26 protein-coding genes are annotated in these 24,062 nt (G+C 67.0%); 10 read left to right on the forward strand and 16 right to left on the reverse strand.

From position 1 onward, the window contains the following. Positions 1–68: 68 nt before the first annotated feature. From JX613_RS11120 to JX613_RS11135, 4 genes are all read right to left on the reverse strand, one after another. Entirely contained in the window at positions 69–794 is a 726-nt protein-coding gene (locus tag JX613_RS11120; protein WP_207101531.1) for a proteasome-type protease, read from the reverse strand. A 206-nt stretch (positions 795–1,000) separates the two neighbouring features. Continuing rightward, positions 1,001–1,843 carry a transglutaminase family protein gene (locus JX613_RS11125; protein WP_207101532.1) on the reverse strand — a complete coding sequence of 281 codons (843 nt, stop codon included), beginning with the start codon at positions 1,841–1,843 and terminating at the stop codon, positions 1,001–1,003. After that, positions 1,843–2,799: an alpha-E domain-containing protein gene (locus JX613_RS11130; protein WP_207101533.1), complete on the reverse strand. Its 957-nt coding sequence runs from the start codon at positions 2,797–2,799 to the stop codon at positions 1,843–1,845. The genes JX613_RS11125 and JX613_RS11130 overlap by 1 nt, the downstream gene beginning before the upstream one ends. A gap of 10 nt (positions 2,800–2,809) precedes the next feature. Then, positions 2,810–4,219 (reverse strand): circularly permuted type 2 ATP-grasp protein, encoded by a 1,410-nt coding sequence (locus JX613_RS11135; RefSeq protein ID WP_207101534.1) that lies wholly within the window; start codon positions 4,217–4,219, stop codon positions 2,810–2,812. Positions 4,220–4,504: 285 nt separating this feature from the next. Here JX613_RS11135 and JX613_RS11140 point away from each other — a divergent pair, with 285 nt between their 5' ends. Both JX613_RS11140 and JX613_RS11145 read left to right on the forward strand, forming a co-directional pair. Then, positions 4,505–4,825 (forward strand): STAS domain-containing protein, encoded by a 321-nt coding sequence (locus tag JX613_RS11140; protein ID WP_207101535.1) that lies wholly within the window; start codon positions 4,505–4,507, stop codon positions 4,823–4,825. A gap of 39 nt (positions 4,826–4,864) precedes the next feature. Beyond that, positions 4,865–5,347, forward strand: a complete 483-nt coding sequence (locus JX613_RS11145; RefSeq protein ID WP_207101536.1) for an ATP-binding protein — start codon at positions 4,865–4,867, stop codon at positions 5,345–5,347. On the opposite strand, the gene hspQ is transcribed toward JX613_RS11145, so the two are convergent. The 7 genes from hspQ to JX613_RS11180 form a co-directional block, all read right to left on the reverse strand. Beyond that, positions 5,340–5,672, reverse strand: a complete 333-nt coding sequence (gene hspQ / locus JX613_RS11150; RefSeq protein WP_207101537.1) for a heat shock protein HspQ — start codon at positions 5,670–5,672, stop codon at positions 5,340–5,342. The two genes, JX613_RS11145 and hspQ, sit on opposite strands and share 8 nt — an antisense overlap. A 133-nt stretch (positions 5,673–5,805) precedes the next feature. Next, a complete protein-coding gene (locus JX613_RS11155; RefSeq protein ID WP_207101538.1) occupies positions 5,806–6,279 on the reverse strand; it encodes a CreA family protein in 474 nt (157 codons plus the stop codon). Next, positions 6,270–7,007, reverse strand: coding sequence for a metallophosphoesterase (locus JX613_RS11160; RefSeq protein ID WP_207101567.1), 738 nt, complete (start codon positions 7,005–7,007; stop codon positions 6,270–6,272). Before JX613_RS11160 ends, JX613_RS11155 begins: the two co-directional genes overlap by 10 nt. A 55-nt stretch (positions 7,008–7,062) precedes the next feature. Beyond that, positions 7,063–8,652 (reverse strand): phosphoglycerate dehydrogenase, encoded by a 1,590-nt coding sequence (serA, locus tag JX613_RS11165; protein ID WP_207101539.1) that lies wholly within the window; start codon positions 8,650–8,652, stop codon positions 7,063–7,065. Between the two features lie 115 nt (positions 8,653–8,767). After that, a complete protein-coding gene (locus tag JX613_RS11170; protein WP_207101540.1) occupies positions 8,768–9,913 on the reverse strand; it encodes a phosphoserine transaminase in 1,146 nt (381 codons plus the stop codon). Between the two features lie 88 nt (positions 9,914–10,001). Then, a complete protein-coding gene (locus JX613_RS11175) occupies positions 10,002–10,655 on the reverse strand; it encodes a YggS family pyridoxal phosphate-dependent enzyme (RefSeq protein ID WP_207101541.1) in 654 nt (217 codons plus the stop codon). A 70-nt stretch (positions 10,656–10,725) separates the two neighbouring features. Further along, a complete protein-coding gene (locus JX613_RS11180) occupies positions 10,726–11,760 on the reverse strand; it encodes a porin (RefSeq protein WP_207101542.1) in 1,035 nt (344 codons plus the stop codon). A 268-nt stretch (positions 11,761–12,028) separates the two neighbouring features. On the opposite strand from JX613_RS11180, the gene JX613_RS11185 reads away from it, so the two are divergent. The 6 genes from JX613_RS11185 (at position 12,029) to JX613_RS11210 (ending at position 18,154) form a co-directional block, all read left to right on the forward strand. Beyond that, positions 12,029–12,508: a DUF3576 domain-containing protein gene (locus JX613_RS11185; protein ID WP_207101543.1), complete on the forward strand. Its 480-nt coding sequence runs from the start codon at positions 12,029–12,031 to the stop codon at positions 12,506–12,508. 93 nt (positions 12,509–12,601) lie between these two features. Next, on the forward strand, positions 12,602–15,139 hold the full coding sequence (gene leuS, locus JX613_RS11190; RefSeq protein WP_207101544.1) for a leucine--tRNA ligase: 2,538 nt from the start codon (positions 12,602–12,604) through the stop codon (positions 15,137–15,139). Further along, positions 15,126–15,608 carry an LPS assembly lipoprotein LptE gene (gene lptE / locus JX613_RS11195; protein ID WP_207101545.1) on the forward strand — a complete coding sequence of 161 codons (483 nt, stop codon included), beginning with the start codon at positions 15,126–15,128 and terminating at the stop codon, positions 15,606–15,608. Before leuS ends, lptE begins: the two co-directional genes overlap by 14 nt. 7 nt (positions 15,609–15,615) lie before the next feature. Continuing rightward, positions 15,616–16,644 (forward strand): DNA polymerase III subunit delta, encoded by a 1,029-nt coding sequence (gene holA / locus JX613_RS11200; protein WP_207101546.1) that lies wholly within the window; start codon positions 15,616–15,618, stop codon positions 16,642–16,644. Next, on the forward strand, positions 16,641–17,849 hold the full coding sequence (locus JX613_RS11205; protein WP_207101547.1) for a TIGR03862 family flavoprotein: 1,209 nt from the start codon (positions 16,641–16,643) through the stop codon (positions 17,847–17,849). The genes holA and JX613_RS11205 overlap by 4 nt, the downstream gene beginning before the upstream one ends. Positions 17,850–17,935: 86 nt before the next feature. Then, on the forward strand, positions 17,936–18,154 hold the full coding sequence (locus JX613_RS11210) for a hypothetical protein (RefSeq protein WP_207101548.1): 219 nt from the start codon (positions 17,936–17,938) through the stop codon (positions 18,152–18,154). Here JX613_RS11210 and JX613_RS11215 read toward each other — a convergent pair. From JX613_RS11215 to JX613_RS11230, 4 genes are all read right to left on the reverse strand, one after another. Beyond that, on the reverse strand, positions 18,142–18,564 hold the full coding sequence (locus tag JX613_RS11215; protein ID WP_207101550.1) for a PaaI family thioesterase: 423 nt from the start codon (positions 18,562–18,564) through the stop codon (positions 18,142–18,144). The two genes, JX613_RS11210 and JX613_RS11215, sit on opposite strands and share 13 nt — an antisense overlap. A gap of 58 nt (positions 18,565–18,622) precedes the next feature. After that, positions 18,623–19,204: a transglycosylase SLT domain-containing protein gene (locus tag JX613_RS11220; RefSeq protein WP_207101552.1), complete on the reverse strand. Its 582-nt coding sequence runs from the start codon at positions 19,202–19,204 to the stop codon at positions 18,623–18,625. Positions 19,205–19,274: 70 nt separating this feature from the next. Then, on the reverse strand, positions 19,275–20,753 hold the full coding sequence (gene glpK / locus JX613_RS11225; protein WP_207101553.1) for a glycerol kinase GlpK: 1,479 nt from the start codon (positions 20,751–20,753) through the stop codon (positions 19,275–19,277). After that, on the reverse strand, positions 20,750–21,106 hold the full coding sequence (locus JX613_RS11230; protein ID WP_207101554.1) for a winged helix-turn-helix domain-containing protein: 357 nt from the start codon (positions 21,104–21,106) through the stop codon (positions 20,750–20,752). Before JX613_RS11230 ends, glpK begins: the two co-directional genes overlap by 4 nt. Before the next feature lie 119 nt (positions 21,107–21,225). Between JX613_RS11230 and JX613_RS11235 the strand changes: the two genes are divergently transcribed. Together JX613_RS11235 and JX613_RS11240 are read left to right on the forward strand one after the other, a co-directional pair. Beyond that, positions 21,226–22,401, forward strand: a complete 1,176-nt coding sequence (locus JX613_RS11235) for an acetyl-CoA C-acyltransferase family protein (RefSeq protein ID WP_207101555.1) — start codon at positions 21,226–21,228, stop codon at positions 22,399–22,401. 35 nt (positions 22,402–22,436) lie between these two features. Further along, positions 22,437–23,132: a DUF1003 domain-containing protein gene (locus tag JX613_RS11240; RefSeq protein ID WP_207101556.1), complete on the forward strand. Its 696-nt coding sequence runs from the start codon at positions 22,437–22,439 to the stop codon at positions 23,130–23,132. A 305-nt stretch (positions 23,133–23,437) separates the two neighbouring features. Here JX613_RS11240 and JX613_RS11245 read toward each other — a convergent pair whose 3' ends face one another. Next, positions 23,438–24,040, reverse strand: coding sequence for a queuosine precursor transporter (locus tag JX613_RS11245; RefSeq protein WP_207101557.1), 603 nt, complete (start codon positions 24,038–24,040; stop codon positions 23,438–23,440). Positions 24,041–24,062: the final 22 nt, after the last annotated feature.

Consider the following 24,062-nt stretch of genomic DNA (forward strand, 5'->3'; position numbering starts at 1 on the left):
GTTTAACGTCGCGTCACCGCTGGCTCAACAGGCTTCGCGGGCAAGGTTGTGTTGCGCGAACGCGCGGGTCAGATCGTGACCTTGACGAAGCTGTCGCGCAGGGCGGCGGACCAGGCCGCGCTCATCCGCGCGAAATCGGCGTCGCCATCCTCGATCCGGCGGCGGGTGGTCACAGAACAGGCGTCCTTTTCGATGATTGCCAGATCCAGCGGCATCCCCACCGACAGGTTGGACCGCAGTGTCGAATCCATCGACAGCAGCACGGCTTTCTGCGCGTCCGCCAGGCTGGTCGCGGGCGTGACCACGCGGTCCAGGATGGGCTTGCCGTATTTGTGTTCGCCGATCTGCAGGAAGGGCGTGTCCTCGGTCGCCTGGATGAAGTTGCCCTCGGGATAGATCAGGTACATGCGCATGTCGCCGCCGCAGCGCTGGCCCGCGACGATCATGCTGGCCGATGCCTGCTGGCGCAGGTCGCGGCATTGTTCGGCGATCTCGCGCCGGGTGCGCGACAGCGTGTCGCCGATGATGGTGGCGACCTGCAGCATGGTCTGGGCCTTCATGATCGAGGTCGTCTCGTCCGCCATCTCGTCGTTGATGGCCTCGTTCAGGCGGGCAAGGGTGGTCTGCGTGACCGACAGCGATCCCGCCGTCATCACCACGATGGCGCGTTCGCCGGGCTGCTCGAAGAAGAACATCTTGCGATAGGTGGCGATGTTGTCCATTCCGGCATTGGTGCGCGTGTCCGACAGCAGCACCAGTCCGGCATCCAGCTTCAAGCCGACGCAATAGGTCATGGCCGCGTCTTCCCCGTGATGATCGCGCCGCAATCTAAAGGCCGCCGGACCCTGTCGCAATCCGTCCTTTTCATTCACCTTGGCCCAAATATCCGCCGGGCTTCGGAGCGCCCGGAAAAAGGTCCAGTGGACCTTTTTCAGCGGAGAAGGGGCCGGCAGGCCCGATAATTGGCCACAGGCCAAGAGGGGGCGGCAGCCCCCTTTTTTCAGCTTTGCGTCTGGCCCTGGCTTTGCGCCTGGAAGCGTTCCACCTCCTCGACATTCACCGCGACATCCATCGTCTCGATCCCCTGGCCCGCGGCGATGCCCCGGATGGGCGCGGCGTCAGAGGCGTCCAGCCCCGATCCCAGCCGGACATAGCGTTCATCGGGGCAGCAGCGGTTGGCCGGATCGAAGCCCACCCAACCCAGGCGGTCCACATGGATCTCGGCCCAGGCATGGGCGGCCTCGTGCGCCTCGGCCGCCGCGCTGGCCTGCAGGTAGCCCGACACATAGCGCGCGGGCAGGTCGCGCAGACGCGCCAGGGCGATCAGGGCATGGGCATGGTCCTGGCAGACGCCCTTGCCCTGTTCCAGCGCCTCGGCGGCGGTGGTGTGGAACCCGGTCTCGCCCGGGACATAGGCGATGGCGTCCGACACGGCCGACGACAGCCTGTGCGCCAGATCCAGCGAATCCGACGCCCCGGCGACCGATGCGGCCAGATCCTTCAGCGCCGCATCTGCCTTGGTCGCCGCCGTGTCGCGGCCATAGGCCAGCGGGTGGATCAGCTCGCGATGGCCGCGCAGCACGCCCGCGGTGTCGCGCGTCTCGATCCGGCCGGTGACGGTGACGGCCACCTCTGCGGTGGGGCCGCGCACGGTCCAGCCCTCGATCCAGTCGCCGGCGCCGTCGCGAAAACCCGGGCCGCGCACGCCGCCCGATACCTCGATCAGCCAGTCATGCGTGCGCTGCCCCTCGAAGATCGAGGGCGTCAGGCGCAGGCTTTGCACCATGTTCCGGACCGGCCGGTCATAGCGGTAAACCGTCTGGTGAACGATGCGCAGCTTCATCACGACCCCCCCAGCAGATAGTCTTCATGGACCAGGGTCGAGATGGTGCCGATCTCGCCGATGAACCAGGTCAGGAACTCGTGCAGGCCTTCGTCGAAGATCATGTCGATGTCATGGGCCTGCAGGCGGCCCAGCACCTCGCGCGCCTTGTCGCGGGCGTTGGTGGGCACCGTCTCGCCATAGCGCTTGGCGATGCCTTCCAGGTTCCAGACCGCCTCGTAGAGCGCGGTGATCAGCGAGCGCGGGCTTTCGCCGTTCAGGATCAGGAAATCCGCCACCCGGGCCGCCGTGATGTCGCCGCCGTAAGCCCAGTGATAGGACCGATGCGCCGACAAGGCCCGCAGGATCACCTGCCATTGATAGGTGTCCAGCCCCGATCCCACGAACTCGATCCGGGGCAGCAGGACATAGTATTTCACGTCCAGAAGGCGCGCGGTGGCATCGGCCCGTTCCAGGCCATAGCCCAGGTTCATGAAATGCCAGCCGTCGTTGCGCAGCTGCGTGGCATTGATCGCGCCGCGCACGGTCGAGGTGTGGCTGGTCGTGAAATCCGTCAGAGAGCCCGTGTCGATCCTGTCGCACGGCGTCTTTTCCAGCTTGCGCAGATCCTGGTAGGCCACGTTCAGCGCGTCCCAGACCTGGCTGGTCAGGGCCGTGCGCACGATCCGGCCCGCCTCGCGCGCCCGTTCGATGCAGGACATCACCGATGACGGGTTGTCGCGGTCGAAGAAGATGAATTCCTCGATGTTTTCCTGGCTGATCTCGCCGTATTTCTCGGCAAACAGGGTGGCGGTGCCGGACGCCTGCAACAGCGAGTTCCATTCGTTCTGATAGCCCGAGGCGGTGTTGGGCAGCAGCGTGATCCGCTGGCCCACGTCCAGCAGGCGGGCGGCGGTGTCGGCGCGTTCCAGGTGGCGGCCCATCCAGAACAGGTTGGCGGCGGTGCGGCTGAGCATGTGCGTCCCCTTATTCCGACAGAACCCAGGTGTCCTTGACGCCCCCGCCCTGCGACGAGTTCACGACAAGGCTGCCCTCGCGCAGCGCCACGCGCGTGAGGCCCCCCGGCACAAGCTCGATCCGGTCGCCGCACAGGCAATAGGGCCGCAGGTCCACATGGCGCGGGGCCAGTCCTTCTTCGACGAATGTGGGGCAGGTCGACAGGGCCAGCGTCGGCTGGGCGATGTAGTTGCCGGGATTGGCCTCGATCTTGGCGCGGAAGGCCTCGATCTCGTCCTTGGTGGACTTGGGACCGACCAGCATCCCGTATCCGCCCGAGCCATGGACCTCCTTCACCACCAGGTCGGCCAGGTTTTCCATGACGTATCGGTAATCGTCGTCCTTCCACAGCGTCCAGGTCTGGACGTTCTGCAACAAGGGTTCCTCGCCCAGATAGAAGCGGACCATTTCAGGGACGAAGGTATAGATCGCCTTGTCGTCGGCCACGCCCGCGCCCGGGGCCGAACAGATCGACACCCCGCCCGAGCGGTAGACATCCATCAGCCCCGGCACGCCCAGCATCGAATCGGGGCGGAAGCACAGCGGATCCAGGAACGGATCGTCGATCCGGCGATAGATCACATCGACGCGCCGTGGCCCCTGCGTCGTGCGCATATAGACGAATTCGCCGTCCACGAACAGGTCGGCCCCCTCGACCAGTTCGACGCCCATCAGGTTCGCCAGGAAGCTGTGTTCGTAATAGGCGCTGTTGAAATGGCCGGGCGTCAGGACCACGCAGGTGGGGCGGTCGTGGCACTTGGCGGGGGCCACCGATTCCAGCGTGCGGCGCAGCAGGTCGGGATACTGGTCCACCGGCTCGATCCGGTTGGCCCGGAACAGGCCGGGGAACATCCGCATCATGATCTCTCGGTTTTCCAGCATGTAGCTGACGCCCGACGGGGTGCGGCAGTTGTCCTCCAGCACGAAGAACTGGTCCTTGGCGGTGCGCACCAGGTCGATGCCGATGATGTGGGAATAAACGCCGCGCGGTGGCACGATGCCCACCACGGCCTTCTCGTAGGCCTCGTTCTGATAAACCAGCCGGGCGGGGATGCGGCCCGCGCGCACGATCTCGGCCCGGCCGTAAACGTCGCGCAGGAAGGCGTTCAGCGCGCGCGCCCGCTGCTTGATGCCGCGTTCCAGCTTGCGCCACTCGGCCTGCTCGAAGACGCGGGGCATCATGTCGAAGGGGATCAGCCGGTCCGGGTCGCCCCCCTCGCCATAGACCGCGAAGGTGATGCCGATGCGGCGGAACAGGGCCTCGGCCTCGGCCTGCTTCATCTGCCGGAAATCGGCGGGCATCGTCTCGACCCACTCGCTGAGCCGCGCATAGGGCTCGCGGACCTGCGATCCCTCAAACATCTCGTTGTAATAGTTCATTCGTCCACCCGCTGACACCGGACCCTTCGCAGGCCTTCTTCCCCCTGATGATCAGAGACGGTTTTTGCCAAGTCCACAGGGGAATGGCGGTTGCTGCGCGAAAGTTCCGCAGGGATGGACCCGAAGATGGGCAGCGCCCGGCGGCAGGAGGCGGGCGTGCCGAAGTTTTGGGCAGGACGCAAGGGAAAGACCGGGTTCCGACCGCAGGCAAGGAACCTGCAACCGCGCTTACCGGATGGTAATCTTTTTGCCCTAGGTCTGGCCGGGGAAGCGCAGGGGAACAGAATGCCGACATTGACCGTTACCGAAACCGAAGACCAGCTGATCATCACGGTCGAGGATGCGCGCATCGACGCAGCCATCGCCACCCGGTTCAAGGACCGCCTGCGCGAGATCGTGCTGCGTGTCAGAAAGCCCGTCCGGATGGACATGCGCCATGTCGATTTCATGGACAGTTCGGGCCTTGGCGCGATGATCGCGGTGCGCAAGGCCCTGCCTGAATCGCTGCCGCTGGTTCTGGACGGGCTGACGCCCAATGTCGAACGCGTGTTCCGGCTGACGCGGATGGACAGCGTCTTCCAGATAGGATCCGCCAGCGCCCCGTAGGAATGAGGGCGGCAACAGTTTTTTTGTGGAGTCAGTGTGATGAGTTCGATCGAACGGCAGAATGCCGGGCTGCAATCGCGCCCCGTGACCAGGTCGCAGCCGATGTTTCACCGTGTCCTGCGCGCCGATCCCCATGAGGTGCGCAAGACACTGGTGGACATGCGCAACCGCTTTGCGTCAGCGGTCGATGCCGACGCGATGGGCCGGCTGGAACTGGTCCTGGCCGAGGTGATGAACAACGTCGCCGAACATGCGGCAACCCAGGGCGTGGGGTCGGGCTGCATGCACCTGTGCATCGTGATGCAGGACAACGGCCTGTCCTGCGCGATCACCGATGACGGCAGCAGGCTGCCCGCCGATTGCCTCAAGCCGCGCAGCCTGCCCGCGCTGGATCCGCTGGATCTGCCGGAAGGGGGCTTCGGCTGGTTCCTGATCCAGGGGCTGACGCAATCGCTGTGCTATTACCGCGAAGGCCCCCGCAACTGCCTGGCCTTCACCGTGCCCTATACCCCCGTCAGTTGAGCACGCCCATCAGCGGATAGCGCCCGTTCTCGAAATCGCCGAACATCTCGACCACCTCGGGATGGTCCAGGGGCTCGCCCGACTGGTCGGGCATCAGGTTCTGTTCCGAGACATAGGCGACGTAATAGGTGGCCTCGGTTTCGGCATAAAGGTGATAAAAGGGCTGGTCCTTGGCCGGGCGCGCGTCCTCGGGGATCGAATCATACCATTCCTCGGTGTTCGCGAACTCGGGGTCCACGTCGAAGATCACCCCGCGGAACGGACGGTTCCGGTGACGGACGACCTGGCCCAGGCCGTATTTGGCGATTCGGTGATGTGCCTGCATGAATGTTCCGCTGCGCTTGGTGGACAAGGCTGACGGGCGTTCTAATCCCGCCGGGCGATTCTGTCCACCAGATCACCAGCATTTGCACGATTTGAGGCAGCCGCCGCGACCCGGGGGCCACAGCCGGAAAGCCTCAGTCTGCGGCGCCGCCCGTGTCCCCGGCCAGCAGGGGCACGGTGGACATCGACATCTTGGCCGAGCCCTCGCTCAGCTCGCTGGCATGGGCCAGATAGACCAGCACGCGGTTTTCCGCGTCATAGATGCGCTTGACCCGCAGCGACTTGAACAACAGCGAGCGCCCTTCGCTGAACACGTCGGCGGGCTGGCCCGGCTGCAGCCTGCCCACGTCGATGGCTCCGGTGCGGGCGCACTGGATGGCGCTGTTCGAGGGATCCTCGAACCAGTTGCCCTGGCTGAGGCGGTCCAAGACGGATCGCTCGAAATAGGCGAGGTGACAGGTCACGCCGCCCACCTCGGGATCGGCAATGGCCTCGATGACGATGTCGTTGCCCATCCAGTCCACGCCGACCTGGGCGATTTCCTCTGCCTGGGTCAGGACGGGGGCCAGGACGGGCAGCATCAGGACGGCGGCGGCGATCATTCGCATGGCAGGTTCTCCGGTTGCAGGGGGACGCGGCCCCCGTCGGTCAGAAGATGCACCGCGCCGTCCTCGATCACCACGGCGCAAAGGGGGCGGCCATAGGCTGCGCCGCCATCGACGTTCAGGCGGTTGCCGTAATGGGTGGCGGTCCGGATCGCGGTGTGGCCATGGACCACCAGCGTGCCGTGGTCCACGGGACTGTTCAGGAAATCCTGCCGGATCCAGACCAGATCCTCCTCGACCTGGTCCTGCAGATCGACGCCGGGCCGGATGCCCGCATGAACGACCAGGGCTAGGGGATGCAGGAAATAAAGCGGCAAGGATGCCAGATAGGTGACATGGGCGGCAGGCACCGCGCGCTTGGCCTCGGCCAGCATCCGCTCGGGCGGCAGGGCGGTATCGACGCCATAGGACCGCAGCGTTTCCGGCGCGCCCAGGCCGGAATGCAGCGTCCAGTGTTCCCGGGAACTCAGCGAGGGATCGACCCAGTCGGGTTGCAGCAGGTATTGCGGCAGGAAGCGGTCGTGATTGCCGCGCGTGACGGTCCAGGGCCGCCCCTGCGCCTGCCCGGTCATCAGGTATTCGACCACGCCGCGCGAATCCGGCCCCCGGTCGATGAGGTCGCCCACATGGGCGATCACCGCATCCCGGCCGCCGTCGCTGAAGACGCGGTCATGCGCGGCCTTCAGCTGGTCCAGATGCCCGTGGACATCGCCAATGACGTAAAGCCGCATCATCGCCCCGCTCGAAAAAGCCGCGCCCCCTGCGTAAGGGGACGCGGCGGGATCGTCAAACCTCGAACTGCAACCGGCGGGCCTGCAGGAACTTGCCGGTGGCCTGCAGCGCGGCCAGGGCGGCGTCGCTGATCGGCTCGTCCAGATACAGGATCGCGATGGCGTCGTTGCCCTGCGCCGACCGGCCCAGGGTGAAGTTCGCGATGTTCACGCCCAGGTCGCCAAGCGTCATGCCAAGCGCGCCGATCACGCCCGGCACGTCCTTGTTACGGGTGTAAAGCATGTTCGCGCCCACCTCGGCATCGACATTGATGCCCCGGATCTGGATGAAGCGCGGCTTGCCGTCGCTGAAGACCGTGCCCGCGATCGACCGTTCGCGCGTGTCGGTGACGACCGTCAGCTTGATGTAACCCTCGAACACGCCCGCCTTGTCCTGGGTGGTGGTGGCCACCTGCACGCCGCGTTCCTTGGCCATCACGGGAGCGGACACCATGTTCACGTCCGGGTTGGTGGCCTTCATCACGCCCGCGATCACCGCCGCGTTCAGCGCGTTCAGGTTCATCGTTGCCGCCACGCCGTCATAAAGGACATTGATCGCCTTGATCGGCTCCTCGGTCATCTGGCCCACGAAGGCGCCCAGATGGCCCGCCAGCTTGATCCAGGGCCCCATGACGGCGGCCTCCTCGGCGGTGACCGAGGGCATGTTCAGCGCGTTCTGCACCGCGCCCGTCAGCAGGTAATCCGACATCTGCTCGGCCACCTGCAGGGCCACGTTCTCCTGCGCCTCGGTGGTGGATGCGCCCAGATGCGGGGTCACGACGACGTTGGGCAGGTTGAACAGCGGGCTGTCGGTGGCGGGCTCGACCGCGAAGACATCGAAGGCGGCACCGGCGACGCGGCCTTCCTTCAGCGCATCGGCAAGCGCCTCCTCATCGACCAAGCCGCCGCGGGCGCAGTTGATGATGCGCACCCCGGGCTTCAGTTTCGCGATGGCCTCGCGCGACAGGATGTTGCGGGTCTTTTCCGTCAGCGGAACGTGGAAGGTGATGAAGTCGGATTTCGCCAGCAGCTCGTCCAGTTCGACCTTGGTCGCGCCGATCTCCTTGGCGCGCTCGGGCGACAGGAAGGGGTCATAGGCCAGCACCTTCATGTGCAGCCCGAGGGCGCGGTCGATGACGATCGACCCGATATTGCCCGCCCCGATCACGCCCAGGGTCTTGTTGAACAGCTCGACCCCCATGAAGCGGTTCTTTTCCCACTTGCCCGCATGGGTGGATGCGCTGGCCTCCGGCAGTTGGCGGGCCACGGCGAACATCATGGCGATGGCGTGTTCGGCGGTGGTGACGCTGTTGCCGAAGGGCGTGTTCATCACGATCACGCCCTTTTTCGACGCCGCCGGGATGTCCACGTTGTCCACCCCGATCCCGGCGCGGCCGATCACCTTGAGGTTGGTCGCGTTCTGCAACAGCTTTTCCGTCACCTTGGTCGCGGACCGGATCGCCAGCCCGTCATACTGCCCGATCACGGCGGCCAGCTTGTCCTTGTCCTTGCCCAGGTCGGGCAGGTAATCGACCTCGACCCCGCGGTCGCGGAAGATCTGGACGGCGGTTTCCGACAGCTTGTCGGAGACAAGAACCTTCGGCATGTCAGTTCATCCTTTTCATGCGGCACCCTTCACCCAAGGGCGTTGTGTTCATCTTCTTCATGAAAATATCCCGGGGGGTCCGGGGGGCTGGCCCCCCGGCCATCGCGGGACGCAACTATTGCGCCGCCAGTTCGGCGCGATAGGCCCATTCGATCCAGGGCATCAGCGCCGCGACATCGCTGGTCTCGACGGTCGATCCGCACCAGATCCGCAGCCCCGCCGGCGCGTCGCGATAGGCCCCCGCGTCCAGCGCCACGCCTTCCTTCTCCAGCCGTTTCGCAACGGCCTTGGCGAAGGCCGCACCGTCCTTGATGGCCGGATCGGTGAAGCGCAGGCAGACGCTGGTGTTGGACGCCGTGGCCGGATCATCGGCCAGGTCGGCGATCCAGTCCTTGTCCGCGATGAAATCCCGCACCGCCGCCGCATTGGCATCGGCGCGCGCGATCAGCGCCTTCACGCCGCCCAGGGATTGCGCCCATTTCAGCGCGACCAGGTAATCCTCGACCGCCAGCATCGAGGGCGTGTTGATCGTCTCGCCCTTGAAGATGCCCTCGATCAGCTTGCCGCCCTTGGTCATGCGGAAGATTTTCGGAAGGGGCCAGGCGGGGACATAGGTTTCCAGACGTTCCACCGCGCGCGGCGACAGGATCAGCATCCCGTGCGCGCCCTCGCCGCCCAGCACCTTCTGCCAGCTGAAGGTCACCACATCCAGCTTGTCCCAGGGCAGGTCCATCGCAAAGGCGGCGCTGGTCGCGTCGCAGATGGTCAGGCCTGCGCGGTCCGACGGGATCGCATTGCCGTTCGGCACGCGCACGCCGCTGGTGGTGCCGTTCCAGGTGAAAACGACATCCTTGTCGAAATCGACCTGCGCGAAATCCACGATCTGGCCGTATTCGGCCTTGCGGACGGTCGCGTCCAGCTTCAGTTGCTTGACGGCATCGGTGACCCAGCCTTCGCCGAAGCTTTCCCAGGCCAGCATCTCGACGGGCCTTGCGCCCAGCAGGGACCACATCGCCATCTCGACCGCGCCGGTGTCGGAACCGGGGACGATGCCGATGCGGTAGTCGGCGGGAACGCCCAGGACCTCGCGCGTCAGCTCGATCGCCTCGGCCAGCTTGGCCTTGCCGACGGCGGCGCGGTGCGAGCGGCCCAGGGGGGCGTCCGACAGCATGTCCAGGGTGTAGTGGGGGATCTTGGCGCAGGGGCCAGAGGAGAAGCGCGGATTGACCGGGCGCGCAGCCGGGATCGTCAGATCTTTCATGCTAGCCTTCCAGCTATATGGCCCTTCGTTGGGGAAGGGTGTCCCGCCGCCGGACATACGCGGGACCAAGGCGTTTCGCAAGAAAAATCTAGCCGTAGTCGCGCGCGCCGAAGATGGCGGAACCGACGCGGACATGGGTCGCGCCCTCGGCGATGGCCGCCTCGAAATCGGCGCTCATGCCCATGGACAGGTTCGGCAGGCCGTGATCCTGCGCCAGGGCGCGCAGCAGGCGGAAATGGGGCAGGGGATCGCAGCCTTCGGGCGGGATGCACATCAGGCCTTGCGGCGACAGGCCAAGGTCGCGGCACGAGGACAGGAAGACCGGCAGTTCGTCGGCCAGGATCCCGGCCTTCTGCGGCTCGTCCCCGGTGTTGACCTGGATGAACAACTGCGGCTGGCGCGCGCCCTGGCTGATCTGCTGGGCCAGCTTGCGGGCCAGGGTCATGCGGTCCAGGGTGTGAATGGCGTCGAACAACTCCACCGCAGCCTTGGCCTTGTTCGATTGCAGGGGGCCGATCATGTGCAATTCCACGCCCGGATAACAGTCGCGCCAGCCGGGCCATTTGCCCTGCGCTTCCTGCACGTAATTCTCGCCAAAGACGCGGTGGCCCGCGTCCAGCACGGCGGTCACGCGGTCCGCGGGCTGCACCTTGCTGACCGCGATCAGCGTGACGCTGCCGGGCGCGCGTCCGGCCCCTTCCTCGGCCGCAGCGATGCGGCGCTTGATGTCATCCAGTCCCATGGTGCGACAAGACAAAAAGAAAAGAGCGGGCGCAAGGCCCGCTCCTCAAGTTTGACGACCGATCCGGGGATCAGAAGTCGAAGCGCACGCCCATGTCGGCGGTCACGCGCTCTTGGTAGTCGCGCTGCAGCGAGGCGCCCAGGCGGGCACCGCCCAAGTCGTAGTTGACGCCGATACCGAACGCGTTGTCGGTTTCTTTCTGCGTCCAATCGCCGCTGTTGTTGGCGATATAGGCTTCGATGTTGGTCAGGCCGTCGGCCAGGGTATAGTCGCCGTACAGGGTGACCGTGTTGCCGAAGTCCTCGACGATCAGCGGGTTGGTCGGGTCGCTGCTGATGCCGGTGATGCTGCCGGCTTCGCCGTTGTCGATCCAGTTCAGGCCGATGCGGGCATTTTCCATGACCGCGTAACGGGCACCCACGAAGTACACGTCGTGATCGTCGACGCCAGCGCCGTTCAGCGCGAAGCCGCCCGACAGTTCCAGACGCTCGTTCCAGGTGTAGTCGACCGAGAAGCTGTATTCTTCCTTGACGTCACCGATGGTGCTGTCTTCGTTCAGGCCGGTCTGGTCCGGGTCGACATACGAGAAGCGAACTTCCAGGTTGTCGACGGCATAGGTCGCGGCGATGCCCGAACGGTCTTCGTCGCCATAGGCTTCGCTTTCATAGGCGTAGAAGGCGCCCAGGGCGTTGCCGCCGACCGAACGGTCATAGGAACCCAGTTCCGAACCATAGATCAGGCCGGCCGAGTCCAGCGCGGTGTCGACGTTGCCGATTTCAACGGTCAGGCCGCTGGAGGTCACATACAGCTTGCCGGCGTTCAGTTCGCCAGCGTTGTCGCTGTTCTGGTCCCACTGCATCCGGAAGCGGGCACCGAAGTCAACGCCCTGGTCGGTCGAGGTCGCGGCGTCGATGTTCATCCGCAGGCGCGAGATGATCTGGGTGTCGTTGCCGCTGCGGAGGATGCCGTCTTCGACCACCTGGTTCTGCAGGCCGTCTTCGTAATAGATCACGCCGGTGCGGCCGTAACCCGAGATGGTCACGTCGGCGGCGGCGGCACCGGCGATCAGGACCAGCGCGGTGGAGGCGATAAGAGCCTTTTTCATGGTCAAGTTCCCTCTTGTCTCTCTGATGCCCAAACCGGCATTACCGCCTTGGGTATGCTGCCTTGTTTCCCCTGTCCTTTCCCGTGATGCAACGGAATCGCGCTGGTGCCCCGGCCACGGCGGATTCTGTGATGCACAAGGGCCACACTCTCTTGTGAACGGCCCTGCGGCCATGCCCGGCCTTGGGGACCAAGGCGCTTGTGGGGCGGGGGCGATCCGCGCTAAAGCTGGCGCCGACAAGAAAGACGCCGACAAGACGGGGGACCGCATGAAAACCGCACAAGCCGCGCGCCTGGTGATCGCAGCCGCGCTTTGCGCCGGGTTGGCCGCCTGCGGGGGCAGCAATGGCGCGCGGAACAGCGCGTCCTATGGCGGTTCCGACATGCGCCCCGAGGTTCGCCGCACCACCATCTGGGACACGTTCCGCAGTTCGGAAAACCCCAACACCAGCGTGGGCGTGAACAAGTACCTGTGGAACGCCAGCCTGGAGGTGCTGAACTTCCTGCCGGTGCAGATGGTCGATCCCTTCACCGGCGTGATCCAGACGGGCTACGGCACGCCGCCGGGCGGGGGGCGGTCCTATCGCGCCACGATCAAGATCGCCGATCCGGCGCTGGACGCGCGCAGCCTCAAGCTGTCGTTGCAGGGGCCGGGCGGGGCGGCGGTGGAACCCGGCACCGTGCGCGCGGTCGAGGACGCGATCCTGACCCGGGCGCGGCAGTTGCGGATCCAGGACGGGCGGTTGTGAGGGTGGGGGGGTGAAACCCCACCCTACGGGCTGGACCCGATAGGGGGCGGCGTATAAACCCTGCGGCGACGAATGACGCCAAAGGTCCGCACCATGCCCTATGATCCCTCCAGCAGCGAATCCCGTTGGCAAGCCGCCTGGGCGGATGCGGGCAGCTTTACCGCCACCCGGGACGACCGGCCCAAGTATTACGTGCTGGAGATGTTCCCCTATCCCTCGGGGCGGATCCACATGGGGCATGTGCGCAACTACACGATGGGCGACGTGGTGGCCCGCTTCAAGCGCGCGCAGGGGTATTCCGTGCTGCACCCGATGGGATGGGACGCCTTCGGGATGCCCGCGGAAAACGCCGCGATGGAGCAGGGCGGCCATCCGCGCGACTGGACCTATGCCAACATTGCCACCATGCGCGACCAGTTGAAGCCGCTGGGCCTGTCGATCGACTGGAGCCGCGAGTTCGCCACCTGCGACGACGATTACGTCCACCAGCAGCAGGCGATGTTCCTGGACATGCTCGATGCCGGCCTGATCACCCGCAAGTCGGCCCAGGTGAACTGGGATCCGGTGGACATGACGGTGCTGGCCAATGAACAGGTGATCGACGGCAAGGGCTGGCGGTCGGGCGCCACGGTCGAACGGCGCGAGTTGACGCAGTGGTTCTTCCGCATCTCGGATTATTCCGATGAGCTGCTGTCGGCGCTGGACGGGCTGACCGGCTGGCCCGAGAAGGTGCGGCTGATGCAGTCGAACTGGATCGGCAAGTCGCGCGGGCTGCAGTTCCGGTTCGAGACGGTCGATGCGCCCGAGGATTTTGCCGCGATCGAGGTCTATACCACCCGCCCCGACACGCTGATGGGGGCGTCCTTCGTGGCGCTGTCGCCGGATCATCCGCTGGTGCGCGACCTGGCAGCGGCCGATCCGCGCGTGGCGGCTTTCGTCGAGGAGTGCCGCAAGATCGGCACCACCGAGGAAGCCATCGAGACCGCGCCCAAGCTGGGCTTCGACACCGGCCTGACCGTGAAGCATCCGCTGGACGCGGACTGGCACCTGCCGATCTGGATCGCGAATTTCGTGCTGATGGACTACGGCACCGGCGCGATCTTCGGCAGCCCCGCCCATGACGAGCGCGACCACGAGTTCGCGACGAAATACGGGCTGCCGATCCGGGCGACCTTTGGCGAACGCGGCATGTCGGTGGAGCAGGCCGACGCGCTGGTCGCAAAGGCACCCTACGTTCCGCTGAAATCCGAGACCGTCACCTATGTGCGCGGCTTCAGCGGCGCGGCCGACCAGACCGGCGAGGCCGCCGTGGACGCCGCCATCGCCCATGCCGAGGCTCATGGCTATGGCGAGGGCGTGACCAAGTTCCGCCTGCGCGACTGGGGGATTTCCCGCCAGCGTTATTGGGGCTGCCCGATCCCGGTCCTGCATTGCGACACCTGCGGCACGGTGCCCGAGGCCAAGGAGAACCTGCCCGTCCTGCTGCCGCAGGATGTCACCTTCGACGTGCCCGGCAACCCTCTGGACCGCCACCCGACCTGGCGGCAGGCCACCTGCCCGCAATGCGGCGGCGCGGCGCTGCGCGAGACGGACACGATGGACACCTTCGTCGATTCGTCCTGGTATTACGCGCGCTTCACCTCGCCCCACGCGGCGACGCCCACTGACCGGGCGGATGCCGATTACTGGATGAACGTGGACCAGTATATCGGCGGCATCGAGCACGCGATCCTGCACCTGCTCTATTCGCGCTTCTTCGCCCGCGCGATGGTCAAGACCGGGCATCTGCCGGACAGCGCGAAGGAGCCCTTCGACGCGCTGTTCACGCAGGGCATGGTGACGCACGAGATCTACATGACCCGCGACGACCGGGGACGGCCAGTCTATCACCTGCCCGAGGATGTGACGGACGGGAAACTGGCGGATGGCACGGCGGTCGAGATCATCCACTCGGCCAAGATGTCGAAGTCGAAGAAGAACGTCGTGGACCCGGTCAACATCGTCGCCAGTTTCGGCGCCGATACTGCCCGCTGGTTCATGCTGTCCGACAGCCCGCCCGAACGCGATGTGGAATGGACCTCGGCCGGGGCCGAGGCCGCGAACAAGTTCCTGGCCCGCGTCTGGCGCCTGGCCGACGAGGCGGGCGAGGGGGCCGAGGATCCCGACCTGACCCGCGCCGCGCATCGGGCGATCAACGATGTGACCAAGGCCATCGAGGGCTTCGCCTTCAACAAGGCGGTCGCCAAGATCTATGAACTGGCAAACGCCGTGGGCAAGTCCAGGGCCGGGGGCGAGGCCCGCCGCGCCGTGCTGCGGATCATGGCGCAGCTGATGGGACCGATGGTGCCGCATCTGGCCGAGGATGTCTGGGCCATGGCGGGGGGCCAAGGCCTGCTGGTCGATGCGCCCTGGCCCAAGGCCGATCCCCTGATGCTGGAGGATGATACCGTCACCCTGCCGATCCAGATCAACGGCAAGCGCCGGGCCGAGATCAGCGTGGCCAAGGACATGCCCAAGGACCAGATCGAGGCCATGGTGCTGGCGGATGAGACCGTGCGCCGCTTTCTGGAGGGTGCCGCGCCCAAGAAGCTGATCGTCGTGCCGGGGCGGATCGTCAATGTGGTCGCCTGACCGCCGGACCGCGCTTCTGGGGCTGCTGGCACTGGCGGGCTGCGGGCTGACGCCGGTCTATGGCCCGAACGGGGCGGGCCGGCGGCTGTTCGGCAAGGTCCGCCCGCGCGATCCCCAGACCTACCAGGATTTCGCCTTCAACCGCCGCCTGGGCGAACGCCTGGGGGGCGAGGGGACGGATTACGACCTGGATTACCGCATCACCGTAGGCGTCGTGCCGCAGGCCATCACCACGGACGAGGTGACGAACCGCTATTCCCTGAACGGCACCGCCGATTTCGCGCTGACCGACCGGGCGGGCCGGGTGCTGGCGCAGGGGCGGGTCAGCAACTTTTCCTCCTATTCCACGACCGGCACCACCATCGCCACCCTGTCGGCCGAGGGCGACGCCCGGTCCCGCCTGGCCGAGATGCTGGCCGACCAGGTCGTCACGCGGCTGTTGGCGGCAGCAAGCCAACTGCCCGAATGACCCGCGCATGATCCTCAAGGGCGCGGAAATCGCGCGCTATCTGGCGCGGCCTGACCCCTCGCGCCCGGCGCTGCTGATCTATGGGCAGGACGCCATGCGCGTCGCGATGAAGCGCGCCGAGGCGGTCAAGGCGCTGGTCGGCGAAAAGGCCGACGAGGAGATGCGCCTGACCCGCCTGCCCGGCGCGGGGCTGCGCAAGGATCCCGCAGGGCTGCTGGACGCGGTCAAGGAGGTGGGCTTCTTTCCCGGCCCCCGCGTGGTGCTGGTCGAGGATGCGCCGGACCTTGCCGCGGATGCGATTCGCGCCGCGCTGTCGGAATGGAAGCCGGGCGATGCGGCGATGGTGGTGACAGCGGGGGCCTTGGGCAAGGCCTCGGCCCTGCGCAAGCTGTTCGAGCCGCATCCCACGGCTGTCACCGCCCCCATCTATGACGATCCGCCGGGCGAGGAGGAGATCGCGCGCTGGCTGGCCGATGCCGGTCTGCGCCAGGTGCCGCCCCCCGCGATGAAGGACATGATGGCGCTGGCGCGCGCGCTGGATCCCGGCGACCTGCGCCAGACCATCGAGAAGATCGGGCTTTACAAGCATGGCGACGATACCCCCCTGACAGGGGAGGAAATCGCCCTGATGGCCCCCGCCACCATCGAGGCCGATCTGGACGAGCTGATCCACATCGTCGCCGAACGCCGCGAGGCCGAGTTCGGCCCCATGATGCGCCGGATCGAGGGGCAGGGTGTAAACCCGGTCACGCTCTGCATCGCCGCGCTGCGCCATTTCCGCGCGCTTCACCTGGCCGCAGCCGACCCCGCCGGGCCGGGGGTGGCGCTGTCCAGGATGCGTCCGCCGGTCTTCGGCCCCCGCCGCGACCGCATGGCCCGGCAGGCGCAAGGCTGGGGCATGGGCCCGCTGGAGGAAGCGGTGCGGTCGCTGCTGGACTGCGACCTGATGCTGCGCAGTTCGACGCGCGCGCCGCAGATGGCGCTGGTGGAGCGCGCCTTGATCCGCCTGGCGATGACGCCCCGAGGGCGACGGTGAGCGAAGCCGTCGATGCGCTGGTGATCGGCGCGGGGCCTGCGGGGCTGATGGCGGCCGAGGCCCTGGCCGCGCCGGGCCGCAGGGTGGTCGTGGCCGAGGCGATGCCCACGCCCGCGCGAAAATTCCTGATGGCGGGGAAGTCGGGGCTGAACCTGACGAAGGACGAGCCGTTTCCGGCGTTCGCGCAAAGGTTCACCGTTGGAACCGGGGCGCTGCCCCGGACCCTGGGATATTTAGGCCAAAGTGAAAGGGCCTTTGGTCCCGCCGAGGTCATGGCCTGGGCGCGCGGGTTGGGGGTTGAGCTATTCACCGGGTCCACGGGGCGGGTGTTTCCGGTGGGCATGAAGGCCTCGCCCCTGCTGCGGGCCTGGCTTGGGCGGTTGCGCGCGGGTGGAGTGGAACTGCGGACCCGCTGGCGCTGGATCGGCGGCGGGTTCCGGTTCGACACGCCCGATGGGCTGCGGGTGATCCGGCCGCGCGTGGCGGTGCTGGCGCTTGGCGGGGCAAGCTGGCCACGGCTGGGGTCGGACGCGGCCTGGGTGCCTTGGCTGGAAGCGGCGGGAGTGACGGTCGCGCCGTTCCGGCCTGCCAACATGGGCTTTCGCGTCGACTGGTCGCCGCCGATGGCGCGGCATTTCGGGGCGGCGGTCAAGGGGACCGCATTGTCGGCGGGCGATCTGGCCAGCCGGGGGGAATGGATCATCGGCCGCCACGGCATCGAAGGTGGCGGCATCTACGAGATCTCGGCGGCCTTGCGCGACGGGGCGGCGGGGTTTGTCGATCTGGCGCCCGACCTGCATCATGCGGCGCTGGCTGCGCGATTCGCCAGGCCCCGGGGCAAGCTGTCCCTGGGCAACTGGCTGCGCCGGGTGCTGGACGATCCGGTCAAGGTCGCGCTGCTGCTGGAATGGGGCAGGCCTTTGCCCACGGATCCCGCCGGGTGGGCCGCCCTGGCCAAGGCCCTGCCCCTGCGCCACGGCGGGCCGATGGGACTGGAAACCGCGATCTCCTCGGCGGGCGGGGTTACCTGGGATTCGGTGACGGAAGCCCAGGAGCTGCGCGCCCTGCCGGGTGTCTTCGTCGCGGGCGAGATGCTGGATTGGGAGGCGCCGACCGGCGGCTATCTTCTGACCGCCTGCCTGGGCAGCGGGTTGCATGCCGGGCGGGCAGCCGCTGCGCGGCTTGCCGTCCTGGGACCGGGCTGATCCGCCTGTGCGATTGATGGGACAGGGATCATGACCCATGTTGAACCCATGGGAGGAAGCCACCCACTGCCCGGAAAGGGTTTCCGATGGCCTACACGATCACGCATTTCGCGCCCGAGACGCGCAGCCGCATCGACTCCTTCTTCAACCGCTTCGGCCAGGGCATGAACGCCTATCTCGAATCGCGGGCCCGCTGCACCGGGATCGAGGCGCTGGAAGCGAAATCCGACGCGGAACTGGCGGCCATGGGCCTGATCCGCGACCGGATCCGCGCCCATGTGTTCCGCGATACCTACCGGCTCTGACTGGCCTTCCAGTCGATCACCATCTGCGTCTGGGTGACGATGGCCGCGACCTTGCCGTCGCCCCGTGTGATGGTGGTCTGCCAGATCTGCGTGGTCCGGCCCAGGTGAAGGGGCAGGCTGACGGCGCGCGCGACATCGCCCAGCCGGATCGGGCGCAGGAAGTTGGTCTTGCTTTCCAGCGTGGTGGTGGACTTGCCCTCGGGCAGGTTCAGGAAGGTGCCGGTGCCGCCCGCGTTGTCGGCAAGCCCCATGATCGCGCCGCCGTGCAGCACGCCGTTGCGGTTGGCAAGCGCCTGCGTCACGGGCATCTCGAACTCCACCCGGCTTGGCGTGGCGGAAACCAGGCGGGCGCCGATATGGATGGCGAATTCGGGCTGGTCGTCGGCGTCACGCTTGATCTGGTTGTCCATGTGATGTCCCTTCCGCTGCCCGGCCATATCAACCGGGCCCGCGCGCAAGGGCAAGCCGTCACGCCTTGCGGCAGGCCACCAGTTGCGCGCGATACATCTGCGCCCGCGCGCCGACCTGGTTCGCGACCCGCACCAGCCAGGGCTTGCCCAGATAGGACTGGCGCGCAAATCCCGACCGGCCTTCGTGATAGGCCAGGTATTGCCCCGTCGCGTCCCATTTCGAGATGCCCAACCTGCGCGAGGAATTGTGCATGTACCAGCCCATGAAATCCGTGGCGTGGCGGATGTTGTCGCGCTTGGCGCGGCGGTTGCCGGTTTCCTTCTGGTATTCCTCCCACGTGCCGTCGAGCGCCTGCGAATAGCCATAGGCGCTGGACTGCCGCCCGATGGGGATCACGCCAAGCGCGTATTGGTGCGGGGTGCGGGCGTCGCCGATGAACTTCGATTCCTGGTGGATCGCGGCCATCTGGACATGGATGGGGATGCCCCACCTGCGTTCCGTGGCCTTCATGGCGCGGTAATAGGCGGGCCGTTCGGCCACGATGGCGCAGGCGTTGTCCAGTTGCCGGGGCGCCGAATAGTTGCCGCCGCCGCACGACGCGACCAGCCCGACAATCGCGAGTTTCAGAAGCCTGCTCATCCTGCCCTCTTGTCGTTTTGGGGCGATCTTACGGAAAACTGCGGGCGGGTGAAATCACAAAGCCTCAAGATCAGACCGACAGGACCGCCTGCACCGCCCTTTGCCAAGCGGAATAACGCCGGTCCCGGTCCTCCTCGGACATCCGGGGTTCGAACCGGCGGTCCAGCCGCCAGGCCTTGGCGTATTCGTCGGGCGGCGGGCAAAGACCCGCGCGATAGCCCGCCAGCCAGGCCGCGCCCTGAGCCGTGGTTTCCGTGTTCCGGGGCCGGTCCACGGGTGCGCCCAGGATGTCGGCCAGGAACTGCATGGCCGGTTCGCTGGCGGTCATGCCGCCATCGACGCGCAGCACGGCATCGCCCGCCCCCGGCCAGTCGGCGCGCATGGCCTGCAGCAGGTCGCGGGTCTGGAAGCCCACGCTTTCCAGCGCGGCGCGGGCGAATTCGGCGGGGCCGGTGTTGCGCGTCAGGCCGAAGACCGCGCCCCGCGCATGGGGGGCCCAATGGGGCGCGCCAAGGCCGGTGAAGGCCGGGACCATGATCACCTGCTGGCTGTCGTCGGCCCTGGCCGAGAGGGCCTGCGTCTCCTTCGCCTCGCGGATCAGCTTCAGCCCGTCGCGCAGCCATTGGACGACCGCGCCCGCGATGAAGATCGACCCTTCCAGGGCATAGGTGGCCTTGCCGTCCAGCCGATAGGCGATGGTGGTCAGCAGACGGTTCTTCGACCGCACCGCCTGGTCGCCGGTGTTCAGCAGCGCGAAGCAGCCGGTGCCATAGGTCGATTTCATCATGCCCGGCGTGAAGCAGGCCTGTCCCACGGTCGCGGCCTGCTGGTCGCCCGCGACCCCGGTGATGGGGATCTCGCGCCCGAACAGGTCGGGGCGGGTCGTGCCGAAATCGTCGGCGCTGTCCTTCACTTCGGGCAGCAGGGCGCGGGGGACGCCGAACAGGCGGCACATGTCGTCGGACCAGTCCCCCTTGCGGATGTCGTAAAGCAGCGTGCGGCTGGCATTGGTGGCGTCGGTCACATGCGACCGCCCGCCGGTCAGCTTCCAGATCAGGAAGCTGTCGATGGTCCCGAAGGCCAGATCGCCCGATGCGGCGCGGTCGCGCGCGCCGTCGACAGTGTCCAGCAGCCAGGCGATCTTGGTGGCGCTGAAATAGGGGTCCAGCAGCAAGCCCGTGGTGTCGGTCACCTGGTCCTCGGCCCCCTCGTCGCGCAGGCGGGCGCAAAGGTCGGCGGTGCGGCGGTCCTGCCAGACGATGGCGCGGTGGATGGGCTGGCCGGTCCTGCGGTCCCAGATCACCACGGTCTCGCGCTGGTTGGTGATGCCGATGGCGTCGATGCGGGGGGCGCCCGCCTTCTCGATGGCGGCGCGGGCGGTTCCCGCGCTGGAGGTCCAGATGTCGTTCGGGTCGTGTTCGACCCAGCCGGATTGCGGAAAATGCTGCGGAAATTCGTGCTGCGCCGTGGCCTGCACCCCCAGGTCGTCGCTGAACACAAGCGCCCGGGACGAGGTCGTCCCCTGGTCCATCGCCAGAATCGTCATCAATCCTCCCCCTTCATCAGCGCGCCGATGGCGGCCAGATCCGCCGCCCCCGTGTCGCGCAACAGCCGTTCCAGTGATTCGTAATGGCGCAGCACCGCCTGGCCCGTGGGCGTGACCGTGGCCCCGCCCCCGCCCGGCCCGCCCCGGCTGCTGTCCACCAGGGGGGCGGCGAAGGCCGCGTTCATCTCCTCGACCAGGGACCAGGCGCGCTTGTAGCTCATCCCCATGGCGCGCCCGGCGGCCGAGATGGACCCGTGCCGGTCGATCAGCCGCAGAAGCTGCGCCTTGCCCGGCCCCAGCACCAGCGGCGCGTCATATTCCAGCCGCAGCTTGATCCGGGGTCCGTCCCTGTCCATCGCGATTCGGTTTCCTGCCTTTGCAGCAGGTTAGCCCCGGTCCCCCCGCGACGCCACGGCGCGCTTGCGGGGTGGTGGCCTGCGCTTATGCTGGCCCATGACCAAGAGGAGTGTTCACCATGTCCGAGATCGTCATCCTGTCCGGCGCCCGCACCGCCATCGGCACCTTCGGCGGCAGCCTGGCCGCCATTCCGCCCATCGACCTGGCCGCCACGGTGACGCGGGCCGCGATGGACCGTGCGGGGGTGGCACCCGACCGGATCGGGCAGGTGGTCTTTGGCCATGTGATCAACACCGAACCGCGCGACATGTACCTGTCGCGCGTGGCGATGTTGCAGGCGGGGATCCCGGATACCACGCCCGCGATGAACGTGAACCGGCTTTGCGGGTCGGGGGCGCAGGCCATCGTGTCTGCGGCGCAGGCGCTGATGCTGGGGGACGCGGATTTCGCCGTGGCGGGCGGGGCCGAGAGCATGAGCCGCGCGCCCTATGCGGTTTCCTCGGCGCGCTTCGGGGCCAGGATGGGCGATCAGCGGATGATGGACATGATGACCGGCGCGCTGACCTGCCCGATGGGCACGGGCCACATGGGCGTGACGGCGGAAAACGTCGCCGCCGAACACGGCATCAGCCGCCAGGCGCAGGACGAATTCGCGATGGAATCGCAGCGCCGCGCGGCGGCGGCCATCGCGGCGGGGCATTTCCGCGACCAGATCGTTCCGGTCGAGGTCAAGGGCCGCAAGGGTCCGGTGGTCTTCGACACGGATGAACATCCCAAGGAAACCGCCTTGGACAAGCTGGCGGGGCTGAAGGCGGTGTTCCAGAAGAACGGCACCGTCACGGCGGGCAACGCCAGCGGCATCAACGACGGCGCGGCGGCCCTGGTGCTGGCCCGCGCGGACGCGGCGCAGGCGGCGGGGCTGAAGGCGCGGGCGCGGATCCTGGGTTATGCGGTCGCGGGCGTGCGCCCCGAGGTGATGGGCATCGGCCCGATCCCGGCGGTGCAGAAGTTGCTGGAGAAAACCGGCCTGTCGGCGGGCGATTTCGACGTGATTGAATCGAACGAGGCCTTTGCCGCGCAGGCGCTTGCGGTGAACAAGGGGCTTGGGCTGGATCCCGCCCGCGTGAACCCCAACGGCGGGGCCATCGCCCTGGGCCATCCGGTCGGCGCGACCGGCGCGATCATCACCGTCAAGGCGCTTTACGAACTGGAACGCACCGGCGGCAGGCGCGGGCTGGTGACGATGTGCATCGGCGGCGGGCAGGGGATCGCCTTGGCGATCGAGCGGGTCTGACCTGACGCCAGGAAAGGACGCAAGGGGGGAACGCCATGTCCGAAACCCTGACCTGCGCGGCTTGCCGCCAGCCCCGGCCTGCCCCCGATCTGCTCGGCTTTGCCGAGGTGCGCCCGGCGCTTGCCGCCCTGATCCGCCAGGACGTGCCCGACTGGGGCGAGGACAAGCGCATCTGCCTTGATTGCCTGCAGCATTACCGCCAGCTCTACCTGACCCAGTTGCTGGCCGACGAGACCGGCGAACTGGGCGAGCTGGAAGCCGAGGTCGCCCATGCGCTGTCCCGCGGGGCGCTGGTGACGCCGCAATCCGCTCCGGACGAACAGGACGACCGGCTGACCCTGGGCGAGCGGATGGCCGACCGCGTGGCCGACTGGGGCGGATCCTGGGGCTTTATCCTGACCTTCCTGCTGGTGCTGGTGGCCTGGATGGCGGGCAATGTCGCGGGGCTGCTGTTCCGGCCCTTCGACCCTTATCCCTTCATCCTGCTGAACCTGGTGCTGTCCTGTGTCGCCGCCTTGCAGGCCCCGGTCATCATGATGAGCCAGCGCCGGCAAGAGGCCAAGGACCGCCGCCGGGCCGAGAACGACTATCGCATCAACCTGAAGGCCGAACTGGAGCTGCGCCAGCTGCACGAGAAGATCGACCACCAGCTGACCCATCAATGGCGCCGCCTTCTGGAAATCCAGCGCATCCAGGTTGACCTGCTGCACGAGATGCGCCGGGACCGATAGGACCGCAGGCCTGGACAGCGGCCGTGCGAATGCCGGACGCAGGGCCCGGGCGGCCCTGTCCTTGCCCCAAAAGGAACGGGCCGCCTCAGATCAAGGCGGCCCGCGAGATCCACGGAGATGGTCCGGTTAGGGATGGCGGATGGTCCGGTCCCAACCAGGGTTTACGACCCTTGGGGCTGCCCTCAGGCCACGGCCCCCCTGACTGTTCCGACACCTCTCTCCAATATCACTCTCGACACTGGACCACCTCCTTTCAATTGGTTGCCGTTATAGGAGGATGGTGCCACAGACCGGACACGTGTCAATCAGATTGTTCGCTGGGCCCGCAACAAATTGCGCACGATGATGCGGAAAGGCACAAGGGCCAGTATCGCCAGACTCATCTTGACTAGCCAGTCGGCAGTTGCCAGCGAAACCCACAGCGCGGTGACCGGTCCTTGGCCAAGCAGCGGAACCGCCTCGTTCGCCCAGGCTGTGTTGGCGTCAGGGGGCAGGGCGGCGCTGAAGGCCAAGGCAAAGAAGATCGCCGTGTCCAGCACCGACCCCACCGACGACGACACCAGCGGCGCCACCCACCAGCGGCGGTTGCGCAGCGCGTTGAAGACCACGATGTCCACCAGTTGCGCCGTCAGGAAGGCCGCGCCGGACGCCATGGCGATTCGCAGCGTGGTCTTGTCGAGGCCCGCCGCCACGACCGAACAGGCGACCCCCACGACGAATCCCGCCAGCACCACCCGGCGGGCGGCTGCGGGGCCATAGACGCGGTTCATCACCTCGGTCACCAGGAAGGCGAAGGGATAGGTGAAGGCGCCCCAGGTCAGCCAGGAACCGACCGTGAATTGCACAAGGATGTTCGAGGCCACGACGATGATGGCCATGGCAAGGATGCCGGGCAGATAGCGGGTCATTGATGGTTTTCCGTTTTACAAG

This window comes from Paracoccus shandongensis, from assembly GCF_017315735.1.
Classification (GTDB): Bacteria; Pseudomonadota; Alphaproteobacteria; order Rhodobacterales; family Rhodobacteraceae; genus Paracoccus; species Paracoccus shandongensis.